The 15,281-nt window shown below is 36.2% G+C and carries 16 protein-coding genes, 4 tRNA genes and 1 other RNA gene; 7 read left to right on the top strand and 14 right to left on the bottom strand.

Annotated elements, in window-relative coordinates:
* Positions 1-78 precede the first annotated feature (78 nt).
* The 10 genes from ACTCAF_RS09260 to ACTCAF_RS09215 all read right to left on the bottom strand — a co-directional run bounded on the left by ACTCAF_RS09260 (position 79) and on the right by ACTCAF_RS09215 (position 5,340).
* Positions 79-417 carry a hypothetical protein gene (locus tag ACTCAF_RS09260; protein WP_463063003.1) on the bottom strand — a complete coding sequence of 113 codons (339 nt, stop codon included), beginning with the start codon at positions 415-417 and terminating at the stop codon, positions 79-81.
* 90 nt (positions 418-507) lie between these two features.
* Positions 508-854: a transfer-messenger RNA gene (gene ssrA / locus ACTCAF_RS09255) on the bottom strand.
* A 44-nt stretch (positions 855-898) separates the two neighbouring features.
* Positions 899-1,354 (bottom strand): SsrA-binding protein SmpB, encoded by a 456-nt coding sequence (gene smpB, locus ACTCAF_RS09250; RefSeq protein WP_463063002.1) that lies wholly within the window; start codon positions 1,352-1,354, stop codon positions 899-901.
* 53 nt (positions 1,355-1,407) lie between these two features.
* Positions 1,408-1,481, bottom strand: a tRNA-Asp gene (locus ACTCAF_RS09245).
* A 4-nt stretch (positions 1,482-1,485) separates the two neighbouring features.
* Positions 1,486-1,558: transfer RNA gene (locus tag ACTCAF_RS09240), tRNA-Val, on the bottom strand.
* A 7-nt stretch (positions 1,559-1,565) separates the two neighbouring features.
* Positions 1,566-1,640 (bottom strand) — tRNA-Glu (locus tag ACTCAF_RS09235).
* Between the two features lie 7 nt (positions 1,641-1,647).
* A tRNA-Lys gene (locus ACTCAF_RS09230) sits at positions 1,648-1,720 on the bottom strand.
* 64 nt (positions 1,721-1,784) lie between these two features.
* Positions 1,785-3,071, bottom strand: a complete 1,287-nt coding sequence (locus ACTCAF_RS09225) for an adenylosuccinate synthase (protein ID WP_463063001.1) — start codon at positions 3,069-3,071, stop codon at positions 1,785-1,787.
* 9 nt (positions 3,072-3,080) lie between these two features.
* Positions 3,081-4,187: an ATP phosphoribosyltransferase regulatory subunit gene (locus ACTCAF_RS09220; RefSeq protein ID WP_463063000.1), complete on the bottom strand. Its 1,107-nt coding sequence runs from the start codon at positions 4,185-4,187 to the stop codon at positions 3,081-3,083.
* A 4-nt stretch (positions 4,188-4,191) separates the two neighbouring features.
* Complete coding sequence (locus tag ACTCAF_RS09215; protein WP_463062999.1) at positions 4,192-5,340, bottom strand: pyridoxal-phosphate-dependent aminotransferase family protein; 1,149 nt, start codon at positions 5,338-5,340, stop codon at positions 4,192-4,194.
* Positions 5,341-5,688: 348 nt separating this feature from the next.
* On the opposite strand from ACTCAF_RS09215, the gene ACTCAF_RS09210 reads away from it, so the two are divergent.
* The 5 genes from ACTCAF_RS09210 to ACTCAF_RS09190 are packed head-to-tail and all read left to right on the top strand — an operon-like array spanning position 5,689 to position 9,984.
* Complete coding sequence (locus tag ACTCAF_RS09210) at positions 5,689-5,841, top strand: hypothetical protein (RefSeq protein WP_463062998.1); 153 nt, start codon at positions 5,689-5,691, stop codon at positions 5,839-5,841.
* Between the two features lie 9 nt (positions 5,842-5,850).
* Positions 5,851-6,660: a transporter substrate-binding domain-containing protein gene (locus ACTCAF_RS09205; protein WP_463062997.1), complete on the top strand. Its 810-nt coding sequence runs from the start codon at positions 5,851-5,853 to the stop codon at positions 6,658-6,660.
* Positions 6,661-6,712: 52 nt separating this feature from the next.
* Positions 6,713-7,654: an amino acid ABC transporter permease gene (locus ACTCAF_RS09200; protein ID WP_463062996.1), complete on the top strand. Its 942-nt coding sequence runs from the start codon at positions 6,713-6,715 to the stop codon at positions 7,652-7,654.
* A gap of 1 nt (position 7,655) precedes the next feature.
* Positions 7,656-8,393: an amino acid ABC transporter ATP-binding protein gene (locus ACTCAF_RS09195; protein WP_463062995.1), complete on the top strand. Its 738-nt coding sequence runs from the start codon at positions 7,656-7,658 to the stop codon at positions 8,391-8,393.
* 1 nt (position 8,394) lies between these two features.
* Positions 8,395-9,984, top strand: coding sequence for a 2Fe-2S iron-sulfur cluster-binding protein (locus ACTCAF_RS09190; RefSeq protein WP_463062994.1), 1,590 nt, complete (start codon positions 8,395-8,397; stop codon positions 9,982-9,984).
* Here ACTCAF_RS09190 and ACTCAF_RS09185 read toward each other — a convergent pair.
* From ACTCAF_RS09185 to ACTCAF_RS09170, 4 genes are all read right to left on the bottom strand, one after another.
* Positions 9,979-10,350 carry a response regulator gene (locus tag ACTCAF_RS09185; RefSeq protein ID WP_463062993.1) on the bottom strand — a complete coding sequence of 124 codons (372 nt, stop codon included), beginning with the start codon at positions 10,348-10,350 and terminating at the stop codon, positions 9,979-9,981. The two genes, ACTCAF_RS09190 and ACTCAF_RS09185, sit on opposite strands and share 6 nt — an antisense overlap.
* Entirely contained in the window at positions 10,337-10,858 is a 522-nt protein-coding gene (gene hfq, locus ACTCAF_RS09180) for an RNA chaperone Hfq (RefSeq protein ID WP_463062992.1), read from the bottom strand. Before hfq ends, ACTCAF_RS09185 begins: the two co-directional genes overlap by 14 nt.
* 209 nt (positions 10,859-11,067) lie before the next feature.
* Positions 11,068-11,721: an RluA family pseudouridine synthase gene (locus ACTCAF_RS09175; RefSeq protein ID WP_463062991.1), complete on the bottom strand. Its 654-nt coding sequence runs from the start codon at positions 11,719-11,721 to the stop codon at positions 11,068-11,070.
* Positions 11,693-12,925 (bottom strand): molybdopterin molybdotransferase MoeA, encoded by a 1,233-nt coding sequence (locus ACTCAF_RS09170; protein ID WP_463062990.1) that lies wholly within the window; start codon positions 12,923-12,925, stop codon positions 11,693-11,695. The genes ACTCAF_RS09175 and ACTCAF_RS09170 overlap by 29 nt, the downstream gene beginning before the upstream one ends.
* Before the next feature lie 231 nt (positions 12,926-13,156).
* Between ACTCAF_RS09170 and hflX the strand changes: the two genes are divergently transcribed.
* The gene (gene hflX, locus ACTCAF_RS09165; RefSeq protein WP_463062989.1) at positions 13,157-14,644 is read left to right on the top strand and encodes a GTPase HflX; all 1,488 of its coding nucleotides are present in this window, start codon (positions 13,157-13,159) and stop codon (positions 14,642-14,644) included.
* Positions 14,625-14,972: a hypothetical protein gene (locus ACTCAF_RS09160; RefSeq protein WP_463062988.1), complete on the top strand. Its 348-nt coding sequence runs from the start codon at positions 14,625-14,627 to the stop codon at positions 14,970-14,972. The genes hflX and ACTCAF_RS09160 overlap by 20 nt, the downstream gene beginning before the upstream one ends.
* The last annotated feature ends 309 nt before the right edge of the window (positions 14,973-15,281 follow it).

The raw sequence follows: 15,281 nt of genomic DNA, 5'->3' as shown, positions 1-15,281 counted from the left end.
CAATTTACCCCCTTTGTTAACTTTTCTCGCTATCATCTCGTTTTACCTTTAACATTTTTTCTCCCAAAAAATCCAGTCTCATTTTCCGGGGGCATTATATATTTTCTTCAATACCACATAGTTTGGTAGTCCAATTATGCAATAATACCTGTCCTTTTCCCTATTCCGTACCACTACCAAACCATGTAATGCCTCAATAGTGACATATTTTGATATATCTTCAACATTAGTTTCATAATCAGAATTAATATGCTCATAATGAAAAGGAGCGGTATTAGCAATCAAATTATAAAAATTAGAGAATTTCAAATCCTCAAATAACTCAATTTTGGAGATTTGGATATCAGCAAAATTGTATTTGGAACTATTAAACTCTCTTAATTTACTACTTATATAATTAAAATCTTTTTTGCTCATAACCACTCCAAAAATTATGGCAAAATTTTGGCAAAGAAAAAATTAATTGTCAAGAAAAATCTTGTAAGTCAACGATTTACGAGGAGATATGAATGGAGGCGGCGGGAATCGAACCCGCGTCCGAAGAGCTTTCTTCCCCAGGCACTACATGCTTATCCTGCGATTAAATTTCCCAAACCCAATGCCCGCAGGCAGGCTTAGAGTTTGGTAAGCCTTTTAAATCTTACCGAATGCTTAAAGGCGTCGCATTCGGCCAGCCTGCTCAGTTGTCGCCATCTGCAAAGTCACAGGCAAACCTTACAGTGACGTCGCCGTCAATTAAGCAGCGAGTGCTAATTCGTCGTTTGCAATTATTATTGTTCGGCTGTTTTACGAGGTACCGAACCTCGGCATGCACCTTAGAGCCTACGACTCCCCGTCGAAGCCTATGCGCCCCCTAAAAGGGATTTACAATATATATTTTATGCTAAAAATGTAAAGATTATTTTATCTTAAACTTATTTTTAAAGTCTCTTGATATTTCTTTTTCAAGATCCTTCTCTTTAATATCGTTCCGCTTGTCGTGGCTCTTCTTGCCCCTTGCCAGGGCAATTTCTACCTTTATAAGATTTTTGTTGAGATAAAATTTAAGTGGGACAATAGTCAACCCCTTTTCCTGGGACTTGCCTATAAGTTTATTTATCTCCCTTTTGTGAAGCAAAAGTTTTCTTGTCCTTGTGGGTTCATGATTGGAAATATTTCCCTGTTCATAATGCGATATGTGAGCATTCAGCAAAAATGCCTCACCGTCTTTAACTTTTACAAAAGCATCCCTTAAGTTTACTTTTCCACTTTTACAGGATTTTACTTCTGTACCCTGCAACACTATTCCTGCTTCAATCTTCTCAATTATTTCATAGTCGTGCAGAGCTTTTTTGTTTTGAGCTAAAATTTTCATACCAAATAATACACCCTTAAACTAAAAAAAGCCACCAAAAAGGTGGCTTGATACGGGGACGACGAGACTCGAACTCGCGACCTCTGGCGTGACAGGCCAGCGTTCTAACCAACTGAACTACGCCCCCAAAATGGGCGGTGCAGGGATCGAACCTACGACCCTCGGCTTGTAAGGCCGATGCTCTCCCAGCTGAGCTAACCGCCCGATTATACGTCCCTAAGGGGATTTGAACCCCTGTTGCCGGCGTGAAAGGCCGGTGTCCTAGGCCAGGCTAGACGATAGGGACACTAAAATGAGCCGTGTAGGGATCGAACCTACGACCCACTGCTTAAAAGGCAGTTGCTCTACCTACTGAGCTAACGGCTCACATTCTCTTTCCCAAAAGGGAATGACTATATAACAAAAGGTTTTATCATTGTCAACAAATTTTTTAAAAAACTTTATTTAAAATTATTGTTTCTTCCCTATCTGTTCCAAGTGATATAAGTGCATACTCAATATCAAGATTTTCCTTTATAAACTCAAGATACTTTTTTGCGTTTGCTGGAAGCTCATCATATGCTCTTACTTTTGAAATATCTTCTGACCATCCGTCAAATTCCTTGTAAACTGGGGTAAGATTTTCAAGTATTTTTATTTCTGGTGGGAATGTATCAAACACTTTGCCATTGTATTCATAACCCACACACACTTTAATTTTTTCAAATCCTGTCAATACATCGAGCTTGGTAAGTGCAATATAGTTTATCCCGCTTAACATTTTAGCATATTTTGCCGCTACGAGGTCAAGCCATCCACACCTTCTTGGCCTTCCAGTTGTAGCTCCGTATTCTCCACCTATATCTCTGAGCTTTTGACCTGTATCATCGTTAAGCTCCGTAGGGAAAGGTCCACTACCTACTCTTGTAGTGTAAGCTTTTAGCACACCAACAACATTATTCAAAGACTGAGGTGCAAGTCCGGTACCGGTAAACGCTCCTCCAGCTGTAGGATTGCTTGATGTAACAAATGGGTATGTGCCGTGGTCTACATCAAGAAGTGTCCCTTGGGCACCCTCAAGCATAATCTTTTTCCCTTCCGAGTAAAGTCTGTTTATCAAATAGCTTGTTTCAGCTACATATGGCTTTATTATTTCACCATATTTTCTATAACTCTCAAACACTTCCATAGGATCAAGTGCATCAAGACCGTGAATTTTTGTTGCTATCAGATTTACCTCTTCAACATTTTGAAATACTTTTTCCTTAAGGACTTCATCATCATAAAGATCACATACTCTCAGTCCCACCCTTGCCATTTTGTCAGCATAACTAGGGCCAATCCCACGCCCGGTGGTACCGATTTTTTTGCTCCCCTTTTTTGCTTCACTGTGCTTGTCAAATATTTTGTGATAAGGCATTATCAAATGAGCTCTTTTGCTTACAAAAAATCTGCCATCAAATTTTATCCCTCTTGCCTTTAAATCATTTATTTCATCAATCAAAGCCTCAGGGTCTATTACAACCCCATTGCCTATGATATTTATTTTTCCATCGTGCATAATTCCAGATGGAATCAAATGAAGAATGTATTTCTCACCTTTAATAACAACAGTATGCCCTGCATTATGCCCGCCAGAAAATCTTACCACCACATCAGCTTCTTCTGTATAAAGGTCTACAACCTTCCCTTTGCCTTCATCGCCCCATTGGGCACCCAATATTAAAGAACAGCTCATAATTTTACCTCACGAAAGTATATTTTTTATATCGTAAACAATTTCAGGTTTTTGTAACTTATCCTTATCACTAACCCATAAAACTTTAAAGCCTTTTTTTCTTAATTCTTCAGCTTTTTTGAAATTATCCTTTCCAATAACGAGATAATCGACTTCAACTTTTGTTTCATTAAATCCATACACTGTCAAAATCTCTTCAAGATTAAAGGCAAGACCACATGCTGAAATATTTATGCCAAAATTTCGCATAATATTATCATACCTGCCACCGGAAGCAAGGATATTCCCCCTTTGCCCGATAAATTTTACATTGATCCCGGTGTAATAGTTTATTCCGCTTGTCTCAGAAAGGTCAAATACAATTTTGTCGCTCGAAACTCCGAGTTCAACAAGATTGTTATGCAATGACGCAAGTTCGTCTATCCTTGACTGCAATTCTTTGGAAAATGAAACTTTTTCACGAATGTCAGAAAGGATTTCAAATCCACCATAGCACTTTGCAAATGTGGAAAACAGCTCGTGGCGATCAGTTGAAATTCCGGCACTATTCAAAAACTTTTCAATTTCAGAATAATTTTTGGTTTCAATAAGATTAAGATAGTTTTCGTTGTTATCAATAAGGTTTAAAACTTCTTTCAAAAAGAAAATATCTGTAAAAACAATCTTAAATTCTTGTATCCCCAGAGCAAGCAAACATTTGTAACCGATATTTATCAGTTCAAGGTCTCCAAACAGCTCTTCCTCACCAAAAAGTTCAAGACCTATTTGCTGCATTTCGGACTTAAGCCCTTTATTTGTATTAACATTCCTAAATATCCTACCCTTATAGCTCAGTCTGATAGGCCTCGGATAGCTATTAAAATAGTTGGCTACATTTCTACATACCTGTGGAGTAAAATCAGGTCTTAATACCATAGATTTACCTGTATTTCTATCTATAAACCTTATAATATTTTCATCGCTAAAATCCCAGGCAGTCTTTGATAAAATATCATAGTACTCATAAAGGGGAAGATACACTTCCGTATATCCATACCCTTCAAGAATCTTTTCAATTTCGGCTGTTGCCCTTCTTATTTTTTTTGCTCTCTGAGGGAGCCTTGTTTCATTAATCATAATGCTATACCAAACTTTTCATAATTATTTCCTGTGCAGCTTTTACTCCTTTGCCAATTTCTATATAAAGTCCAAACTTTTTCAACCCAAGCTCAAGGGCACTCACTGCAATAATTGTATCAAAAATATCATGGTATCCCAAGTGGGAGATTCTAAGTATTTTCCCTTTCAAATGGTCCTGACCACCTGCAAATGTAACCCCGACTTCTTCTCTCATGTATTTGACAAATTTACCTCCGTCAAACCCTTCGGGGAGAATAATTCCTGTAGCTGCATTTGAAGGAAGATCTTTGGCCAATAACTCAAAGCCCAACGCTTTTACAGCTGCCCTTGTAGCCTCAGCACAAGTTTCATGTCTTTTATATACCTTTTCAAGCCCCTCTTTTAACATTAAATCCAGAGCAGTGTTTAGCCCGATAATAAGATTTACTGCTGGTGTCCATGCTGTAGTATTCTTCTGCTGGGACTTTAGCTCTTTTTGAAGATTCAGATAATACTTGGGTAGTTTTGATAATTCTGTCTTCTTCCAGGCTTTTTTGGACATTGTTATAAAAGATAACCCAGGAGGAAGCATAAATGCCTTTTGAGAACCTGAAACAAAAACATCCACCCCCCATTCATCCATTTTTGTCTCAACTACCCCTACAGATGTAATACCATCAACAATAAGAAGAGTATCTTCTCTAAGTGAAGTGATTTTGGCAATCTGTTCTACCGGATGGTACACTGTTGTAGAGGTCTCGCTAGCCTGCATAAATACTGCTTTAATATCCGGATGCTCAATGAGCTTTGTTTCAACCTGCTCAGGCGTAACTGATCTCCCCCATTCAAGGTCGATAGTAATTGGCTCAAGTTCATAGGCCAAAGCAATCTCTTTCCATCTAAGCCCAAATTTTCCAGCATTAACTATTAAAACCTTGTCCCCTTTGTTAAGTGTGTTTACCAAAGCAGCCTCCATTGCCGCAGTACCACTTGAAGCAAGTATCAAGACATCTTCCTTCGTGCCAAAAAGAGGCTTTAGCTTTTCACGAACCTCACCAAAAATATTTGAAAATTCGCTTGTCCTATGATGTATTACAGGCATTGCCATATCAAGCAAAACCTTTTCAGGCACCATAGTCGGACCAGGTGCAAGAAGATACTTTTTTAGCATACAATCCCTCACAATTTTTTGTTTTTTTATATCAGCCTAATATAAGAGTGTCAATTTTATTTAGCAAGTTTCAAACTTATATATTGAATGAACACCGATAATTGTAAAAGAGTAAGATTTATAACGAAAATTAGGTTAAATTTTACAAAGTTCATTACAATTAAATCCTGTTTGGCAACACACTTCTAAAACAGTGATAATTTTTACTAAATATCATTAAGTTATCAAACATAAGCATTAATACAAAGAAAAAATAAAAAAATTGTTAAAGATTAATTAAAATGCTTGAAAAAAAATATTCTTGAAACTAAACTAACCTACCCTGATAGTCTGGACAAGGAGGTTATTATGAAAGAAAAAGTTGAAGCGGTAGAAGTTAAATGTCCCAAGTGTGGGCGGACTCAGATAATTTATCTACCCAAAGAAACATTACCCAAATGTCCGGACTGCAATGTTAGGATGATAATATCCGAGCTACTTGATGAAGGGAAATCATATTAAGGAGGATTTATGAAAAAGTTTTTTCTAAGTTTCGTATTGGTTTTTGTTTTAGCCCTAAGTGGATTTGCAAGCGACAACTCACTCTGGGAAAAATCCACGCTCAATGAAATTATGAAAAGAGGGGAGCTCAGAGTAGGTCTTGAGTCAGGTTACAAACCTTTTGAAATGACTGCAACAAATGGGGAAATTATTGGTTTTGATGTGGACATTGCCAAACAGATGGCAAAAGCAATGGGTGTTAAGCTTAAACTCGTAAATACTGCATGGGATGGTATAATTCCCGCACTTATAACTGAAAAATTTGATATTATAATGTCAGGTATGACAATTACTCCACAGAGAAATTTACAGGTTAATTTTGCTGAACCAAACATAGTTGTTGGGCAAACTATATTAATAAAAAAGGAACTTGCTTCAAAGGTTAAGTCTTATAGAGATTTAAATGATGAAAAATACACAATCGCCACAAAACTTGGCGTAACAGCTGATTTTGCTACAAAAAAATATATACCAAAGGCCAAAAAAAATCTTTTTGAAACAGAGTCAGACGCATTTCAGGATTTTATAAATGGTAAAGCTGACGCTTTTATATATGACCTTCCTCTTTGTGCATTCTACTACGCTGATTATAAAGACAAGCTTGTATTTTTGGATGAGCCTTTTACTTATGAGCCACTTGCATGGGCAGTAAGAAAAGGCGATCCTGATTTTCTCAACTGGCTCAACAATTTCTTAAGACAGATTAAAAATGATGGCACTTATGATAAAATATATGAAAAGTGGTTTAAAAGCGACGAGTGGAAAAAACAGGTAAAATAAACAGAAAGGTCTGCCTTGGCAGACCTTCACTTTTTTATATCAAGGGGTTTTAATGGAAAGCAAAGGCAAACAGTTTTTATGGAATGTGGTTTTTGTACTTATTTTGGTGGCAATTGGTTTTGGCCTGTATGCTACCACAAAAAAGGTAGATTATATCTGGAGATGGGAAAGATTATTTCAGTATGTAATCAACACTTCTTCTTCTGAGATCAGAGCACCATTTGACGGAACGGTCACCATTAAAGACAAAAAGATAACAGTTGTGTCTGATGCCGGCGAGGAAAAAACATTCAAAAAATTCGACGAAATAACAGTAATGAATGGTGATCTGGTTTTTGAAGGGGATGTAATTGCAAAGGTGAAGCAGATAAAGCCAGGTCCACTATTAAGCGGATTATATATCACCCTTAAAATATCTGTTATATCAATCTTTTTTGCTATTATTATCGGAATAATAGCAGGGATTTGCAGAATATCAAGGAATCCGGTATTAAAAAAGCTGACCGTTACCTATATCGAGCTGATAAGAGGCACTCCTCTCCTTGTGCAGATATTTATATTTTACTTTTTCATCGGTACGGTACTTAACCTGGACAGATTTACAGCTGGTGTTGCAGCACTGTCAATTTTTGCTGGTGCATACATTGCAGAAATTGTGAGAGCCGGTATACAGTCTATTCCAAAAGGCCAGATGGAAGCTGCAAGAAGCCTCGGTATGAATTATTACCAGGCGATGAGATATATTATCTTGCCCCAAGCCTTAAAGCGTACGCTTCCTCCAATGGCGGGTCAATTTATCTCCCTCATAAAAGACTCTTCTCTTGTGTCTGTAATCTCTATCACAGACCTTACAAAAGCCGGAAGGGAAGTTGTTACTTCAACGTTTAGTCCGTTTGAAGTATGGTTTACGGTAGCACTTTTATACCTGGTGTTAACGTCAGGCTTATCATTTATAGTTCAACTATTAGAAAGAAGATTGGCAGAGAGTGATTAATATGAATGAACCAATAATTATCGCAGAAAATGTAGTAAAAATTTATCCAAACGGGGTAAAAGCACTAAAAGGTGTATCGCTGAATGTTGATAAAGGGGAAGTTGTGGTTGTAATTGGCCCCAGCGGGTCAGGCAAATCCACATTTTTGAGAACACTTAACCTTCTTGAGACAATAAACAAAGGGAGAATCATAATCGACGGAATCCCTTTGACGGATAAAAAGACCAACATTAACAAAGTCAGGGAAGAAGTTGGAATGGTTTTTCAGCAGTTTAATCTTTTTCCCCATATGACAGCCCTTGATAATATCACACTTGCACCACTTAAGGTAAGAAAAATGAGCGAAAAAGAAGCTACCGAAATCGCAATGTCTCTGCTTGAGAAGGTGGGGCTTGCTGACAGGGCAGGCAGTTATCCAAGTCAGCTTTCAGGTGGGCAGCAGCAACGTGTGGCAATCGCAAGAGCTCTTGCTATGAGGCCTAAAATAATGCTTTTTGATGAACCCACAAGCGCACTTGACCCTGAAATGATAGGAGAGGTACTTGATGTAATGAAAACTCTTGCAAAAGAGGGGATGACTATGGTAGTAGTTACCCACGAAATGGGTTTTGCAAGAGAAGTGGCTGACAGGGTTGTATTTATGGATAACGGGGAAATTGTCGAAATGGGCACCCCTATGGAGCTCTTTGCAAACCCTAAAAATGAAAGGTTAAAGCAATTTTTAGGGCAAATTTTATAGGATGTTTTTCTCTAAGAAATATAAGGTAATTGTAAAAAACAAAAACATTACCGTTGAAGCAAAGTCTGGGTCCAGGCTGTTTCAGGTACTTAAAGACAACAATATCCCTTTGCAGTCTCTTTGCTCCGGCAGCGGTCAGTGTGGCAAATGCAAAGTAAAAATTTCTTCCAGTGATGGCAAAGAAATTAACAAACCCACAAAAAAAGACAGACTTATGATTGCCCTGGTCAATCTGGACGCAGGCTACAGACTTGCCTGTGAATACGTAATTAAACAAGATATAATTGTTGACACAGAGGAATGGATAGCAAGAGAAAATTACAATCCGGAAATAGTTGCAGTTAAAAGAAGTGAAAAAAGAAAAACAGACAGCAATTCTGATAAGGATAGTGATAAGGTTGAACAAGATGAACAAAGCAATTCTTCTGAACATCTTTCAGATGACTCATCCATAGGTGTAAAAAGTGAAGAGGATTCAGAAAAGCAACCAGGCGAAATTAGCGATGGACTTATACTGATTCAATATAATACCGGCATAAAATTTTATTACTTTTCTACCGGAATAGATAACATTTCCCACTCCGGGCTTGTGAGGACTGAAGAGACTCTCGTAAATCTTATTGATGACAACACAATCTCAGACTTTATATACGAAAATATAAAAGTGCCTGACTTTGAAAGGATAATTTTTGTCCTTGATAAAATTCATTTTGATGGCAAAAATTTTCTCGACATTATAAATTACTATACATTCGAGCTTGGTTCGGTTTTTTGTGAGGTTATTCAACCTCTTAAATCTCCCAGACAGCTAATGTCTTTTTTCAGGCTTACTTCCGGACTAAAAAACAACAGCCTTATAGTTTCACTCGATTCGCTTTCAAGCGTTCATTATGTAGACGCCGGAGGTGTTGTTCACAACATTGAATTGCAATACATCACAGACGAATATAACTTTGAAGAGTTGTTTTTTCTGGAAGGCAAAAACCCTGTACAGGAAGTATCAGATGATTTCAGTGTCATAAAAATCAAAGAGCCTCTTATTGACCCTGACTCGGTTACAATTGTTGCAAAATTGCAGACATTAAAAAATATGCTTTATTACGGGATAATCAACAGCGATTTCAGCTTTAATGACAGGCAGTCACTTATTGACAAGGTACCGATTGAAATCCTTGTAAAAATGTCTCAGATTGATGATAAAAAAATATTTTATATTTACCGCAAAAAAGGGATAAATATTTATATTGATGAGGGATTTATTGAAAAAATCAAATATCTGAAAGCGATATTGTCTTCCCTTTTTGACTACATTGAAAAGTATCTCGGAAAGATTCAAAATGTTAGTATTAATAGCTTTGTAAATTTCGACAATTTAGTAAATCTTCTTTTCGAGCTTAATATTTTGCCGAAAAAATACTCCAAAAAAGTTACATTTTATTCTGGTGACCCGACTGTGCTGGCAGCAAAATTTTTCTCTACCCCTACAATTGAAAACTACTTGTCCTCCAAAATAAAGAAAAATATCTGGACTCATTTGCACAAAGATTCTAAGTTTGGCGAGATTTTTGATAAAAATATAAAGAACTTATAATTTAAGAACTTTCTGGACAGCTTCTTTCAAATCTTTTGCGCGGACAGGCTTGTTTATATATTCAACCGCACCGAGGTTTGTCATTTGCTTGTATGACTTAAAACTGCCAAACGCCGTAATTACGACAACCCTAACTTCTTTATTAAACCTTCTGAGATTTTCTATAAAGGTTGCACCATCCATCTCAGGCATCCTGAGATCAGTTACAATCACATCATATTTGTTTGCCTTTGCAAGTTTTAAACCTTCAAGACCATTTTCCGCTACATCCACATTATAATCATCAAGTTTTAAAACTTCTGCATAACCAAGCCTTGTATGCTCTTCATCATCAACAACAAGTATTCTTATATCAGAATTTTCCATCGTTTTTACCCTCACCGTCGTATTTGATTATTTCACCAACCTGATAAAGTGGATAAACGGTAGAAACGGCAGTTTTATAAATTAGCTGTTGTCTGTCTTCAAAAGATGTCAGCATAGTATAATCATCAAATCCGATTAAAAGCCCTTTGACCATCACACCATTTCTTAAGTATGCAATCACAGGCGATCTGGACTTTCTCACCTCATTAAGAAAAATATCCTGCATTGGTGGCCGGGTATGTTTTGGGTGTCTGCCTTTGTGAGCCTGGTAATATGTTTTACTTATATATTCAACATCAATTACATTTTTTGTCGATGCAATGGTTGCAATATCCCTTTTTACAATATTAATTTTTACTCCGGCATCATCAATTATAATGGAATACTGATCAAAATCTACTATCTTCCCTCTGAATCGTTCTTTGTTAGACATTATAAATAATAGCGGAATATCGCCCACTCTTGCATTCTGGAGAAAAACAAATTCAAGCTGTGCGTAAAGATACATAATTCCCCCGAATTAAACTAATCAATATTAAATAAGTATTTCCAATTTGTCAACTAATTGCTGCAAAATGGCACAGAATTCTCAAAAAAGAGGTAAATTTACTTTTCAAAAATAGCAATATGTTTAAATTGCCTTCGATATTTATTGAGTCTCCAACAGAAAAATTATAGTAGATTAACAAATAATCTTGTTCATATTTCCACAAGGTACTACTTTAAAAAGGATTTAAGATACTCAGAGATTTCTGTTTGAAAAATTCTTTGTTTTTTATCTTCCGGGTGCATAAATTTTAGTTTATAACACATCAATGTCAAACGTTTGTCATCTGTTTTTTCATTGTACAAAAAATCATTTACAAGGGGAAATTTAATTGTCTTCAGGTGGACTCTAATCTGATGTGTCCTGCCTGTGAAAGGGACTGCTTTTACAAGTGTTTTACCGTTATATTCCTTTACAGGAACAAAACTTGTAATCGCCTTTTTCCCTGATTTAAAATTTATTTTATATTTTCCGTGAGAATTTTTAGAAGAAATAGGCAACATTACTGTTACCGGAGCAAAACCAGTCCCTTTAACAACCGCAAAATATTCTTTCTCGACAATGCCATTTTCAAACTGAAAATTTAAATATTTATGCGTAGTCTTATCCCTGGCAAAAACCATAACCCCGCCTGTCCCAAAATCAAGCCTGTGGACAACGTATATTTGCCCATACTTCTCCTGCAGAATATTTTTCAGGGTAGGCAAATCCTTATCATATCTGTCCTCTATTACCAAAAGGCCATGGGGTTTGTTTACTACTACAATATTGTCATCTTCATAAACTACAGGGATGTCAAAATATGGTGTCTTTATTGTAAACATAACATTTAACTTCGCTACCCTCTTTGATTTCTCCTGTAACATGTTCATCAACTACAATATAGCAATTTGATGCAACAATAGAGTTTATAATGTGTGAATCTTGGGTTACAAAAGGGCTGACCTCAAAAGTTTTCAGCTCACTGTTGTACTTAAGTAAGCCTCTGTTAAAATGAAATCTGTTGTTTTTCTTAAACATTTTATCAAGCGTTCTGGCTGTTATATTGTCATTATAAAACTTATTTCTTCCGGTAGATTTTCTTAAAAAAGGCAAAATATAAAAGTATGTGCAAAAAGCCGAGCTTACAGGGTTTCCGGGAAGAGCAAAAAGAGGCTTATTTCTTATAAACCCAAACGAAAAGGGCTTTCCTGGCTTTTGTTTTACACCTTTAAAAATCCATTGAATATCAAGAACATCTCTTGCGTTGGAAACCACATCAAAATCCCCTTCGGAAATACCGGCAGATGAAACTATAAACTCATATTTATCGATATTTTGCAGTTTTGAAGAAAAATCATCTATATTATCTCTGGAAATCCCCATATATTCCACATCAGCGCCTTCTTTTTTTAGCACTTCAGACAAATAAAAGCTATTGGAATCAATTGTTTTGTATTTATCATCATTTTCTCCGGGATAAGCCAGTTCATTCCCCGTAGCAATAATCAACACTTTCGGCTTTCTCGATACTTTTACAAAACCTACTCCTACAGATATTAGCCTTGCATAAATTTCCGGCGTAATCACCTCACCTTTTAAAGCCAAAACTTCTCCTTCCTTAACATCTTCCCCCTGAAATCTTATATTTGCGCCCTTTTTCTTCTCATTCAAAATAGTTACATTACCATCATTCTCATTAGTAACTTCATATTCCACAACCGTGTCTGCACCCTCAGGGATAAAGGCACCGGTCATTATTTTGTATGCTGTTTTCTCTTTAAGTTTTAATCCCGAAATATCATCTCCAGCCTGAATTGTACCTATAACTTTCAGAGCAGCCGGAATGTTTTTTATATCTTCAAACTTGACTGCATATCCGTCCATTGCAGAATTTGCAAATGCAGGCAAAGACCTTCTGGAAATAGGGTCTTCAGAGATAACGCGCCCCGGTGAACTATAAATATCAACTATCTCGAAGCCCACAAAAGAAGAAGCTCCAAGGATTTTTTCAAGCGCTTCATAAGGAGTTATCAAGTTTTTTCCCATATTGACCTCAAAATTATATTTATTTTTTTATGAATATTCACTATTTTATAGATTATAACTTTATCGGAGGCAACAATATTATCAGGTAATCTTGAAAATTTAAGGGCAAGTCAGCTAAACCAATTAAAAAAACTTGAAAAAAAGAAAAGTTTTTCCGGCGCTGTAATTTCCTATGAGCTTGCAAAAAATATTACATCTCTTTCATACGAGCTAAACAGACAGATAGGAGTTTTGATTGACAGATACAACGTCATAAGATTTGTAATTGTCGGTACAAATAAAGAGATAGTCATTCCTGTACTAAAAAGGTTTGGCCTTGTACCAGGCAAACTTAGGGGGCTAAGACTTATCCATACACACCTGTATGGTGAAGATTTTACCGATGATGATATCACAGACCTTGCACTTTTAAGACTGGACAGTATTTCAATCTTGACGGCAAATGAAAAAGGTGAGCCTGAAAGGCTTAAAACTGCACACTTGCTGCCGCCAAATCCTGAAAACAAAATTTACGACATTCTTGAAGATACAAGCATCCACAACCAGATGGACGACTTTGTATCTTTTGTTACATCTCTTGAAAAGGAGATGCAGGAAAAGTCAGATATTTTAAAAAAGAATAAATCACTCCCTTCTGCGATACTGGTCGGAATTTATCCTTCCAAAAGGGAAGCTGAAGATAAAATCTCCGAGCTAAAGGAATTGGCTGAAAGCGCAATGCTTGAAGTGCTGGAAACACATACCCAGATAAAGCAGGAAATAAATCCAAAATATGTAATTGGACCTGGCAGGTTAAAGGATATTTTGATTAAGTCTATGCAGCTTTCTGCTGATTTTATAGTGTTTGACAATGTTTTGACACCTGCTCAGGCAAAAAATATCTCAGATATGACGGAGCTAAAAATACTTGACAGAACACAACTAATTCTCGATATTTTTGCAAGAAGAGCAAAATCCAATGAAGGTAAATTGAGAGTTGAGCTTGCTCAGTTAAAGCATATTTTGCCAAGGCTTTCTGTAAGAGATGATTCCCTGTCAAGACTAACGGGTGGAATAGGGGGAAGAGGTCCAGGCGAAACAAAACTTGAAATTGACAGAAGAAGAATAAATGATCGCATAGCCTTCTTATCAAAAAAATTAAAAGATATCGAAAGAACAAGAAAAACACAAAAAAGCAAAAGGGTAAAAAACAAAGTACCAATAGTCTCAATTATCGGCTATACAAATGCCGGCAAGTCCACACTCCTCAACTCTATGACGAATAGCGATATTTTTGCTGATAACCTTATGTTTGCGACTCTTGATACAAGTTCGAAAAGACTCAGATTCCCAAAAGATAGAGAGGTAATTATTACCGACACGGTGGGATTTATAAGGGATTTACCGGAAAATCTAAAAGGTGCTTTCAAATCTACGTTGGAAGAATTGGAAGATTCTGACCTTTTATTGCACGTAATTGATATATCCAATGAAAATTTTGAAAAACACATAACTTCCGTAAATTCCATATTAGAAGAACTTAATCTCACAGATAAACCGAAACTGCTTGTTTTTAACAAAATTGACAAAGTTCACCTTGACCTTCTTGAAAATGTAAAAAACTTTTACCATGATGCAATTTTTATCTCGGCTTTAAACAGGGGCACGTTTAATGAGCTTCTCGAGCAGATTCAGCTTGCCCTTTTCAAAGAGGGGAAAAATGTCGATATCACCTACTGACATAATTTTAATTCGAGCAAATTGCTTTAAGGAGAAAAAACCTGAATATATTTATGATTTTTATCATGAAGATAGCGAATTTAGAAAATTTTTCAGAAATAGAGCGGAGTACGCTGCGTATTTTGAAGATATTTTTAATGTTTTAAAACATTGCGGGCTTAAAATCGTATCAGAAAATACCAGAAATAATCTGTCAGAAGTAAAGTACATTGAATATTTTATAGATAAAGAAAATAATCTCTTAACCTATTATTGCAAAAGCTATTTAAAAAAAGCAGCAGATGAATGGCTGATATTGAAAGAGGTTAAGGAGCTTACAAAAGGCTGATAAAATGTTAAAGTCAATCTGGCGTGATTTTTTATACTACTTTAAATCTGCAATAGGCTATATCAGATATTTTTTGTTCATTGTCATCCCTAGACCTTTTAAAGTTATTTTATTTTTTATCAACATATTACAAAGAGCCATAGACCACATTATAGATAAATTGACCTGGAAGTCCTAAAAGTTTTATTGTAGCGTAAAGCCCAAAACTGCCATCACCCCATTTTTATATAAGAAATGTTATTTGACAGGCATTTATAATTGATAATGCCTCCAAAATGTTGTATTATGATTTTGACAAAAAAAGCAACA

The organism is Deferrivibrio sp., from assembly GCF_055117995.1.
The sequence above is the reverse complement of the archived record's forward strand: the minus strand, read 5'-3'. Positions and strand labels throughout refer to the sequence as shown.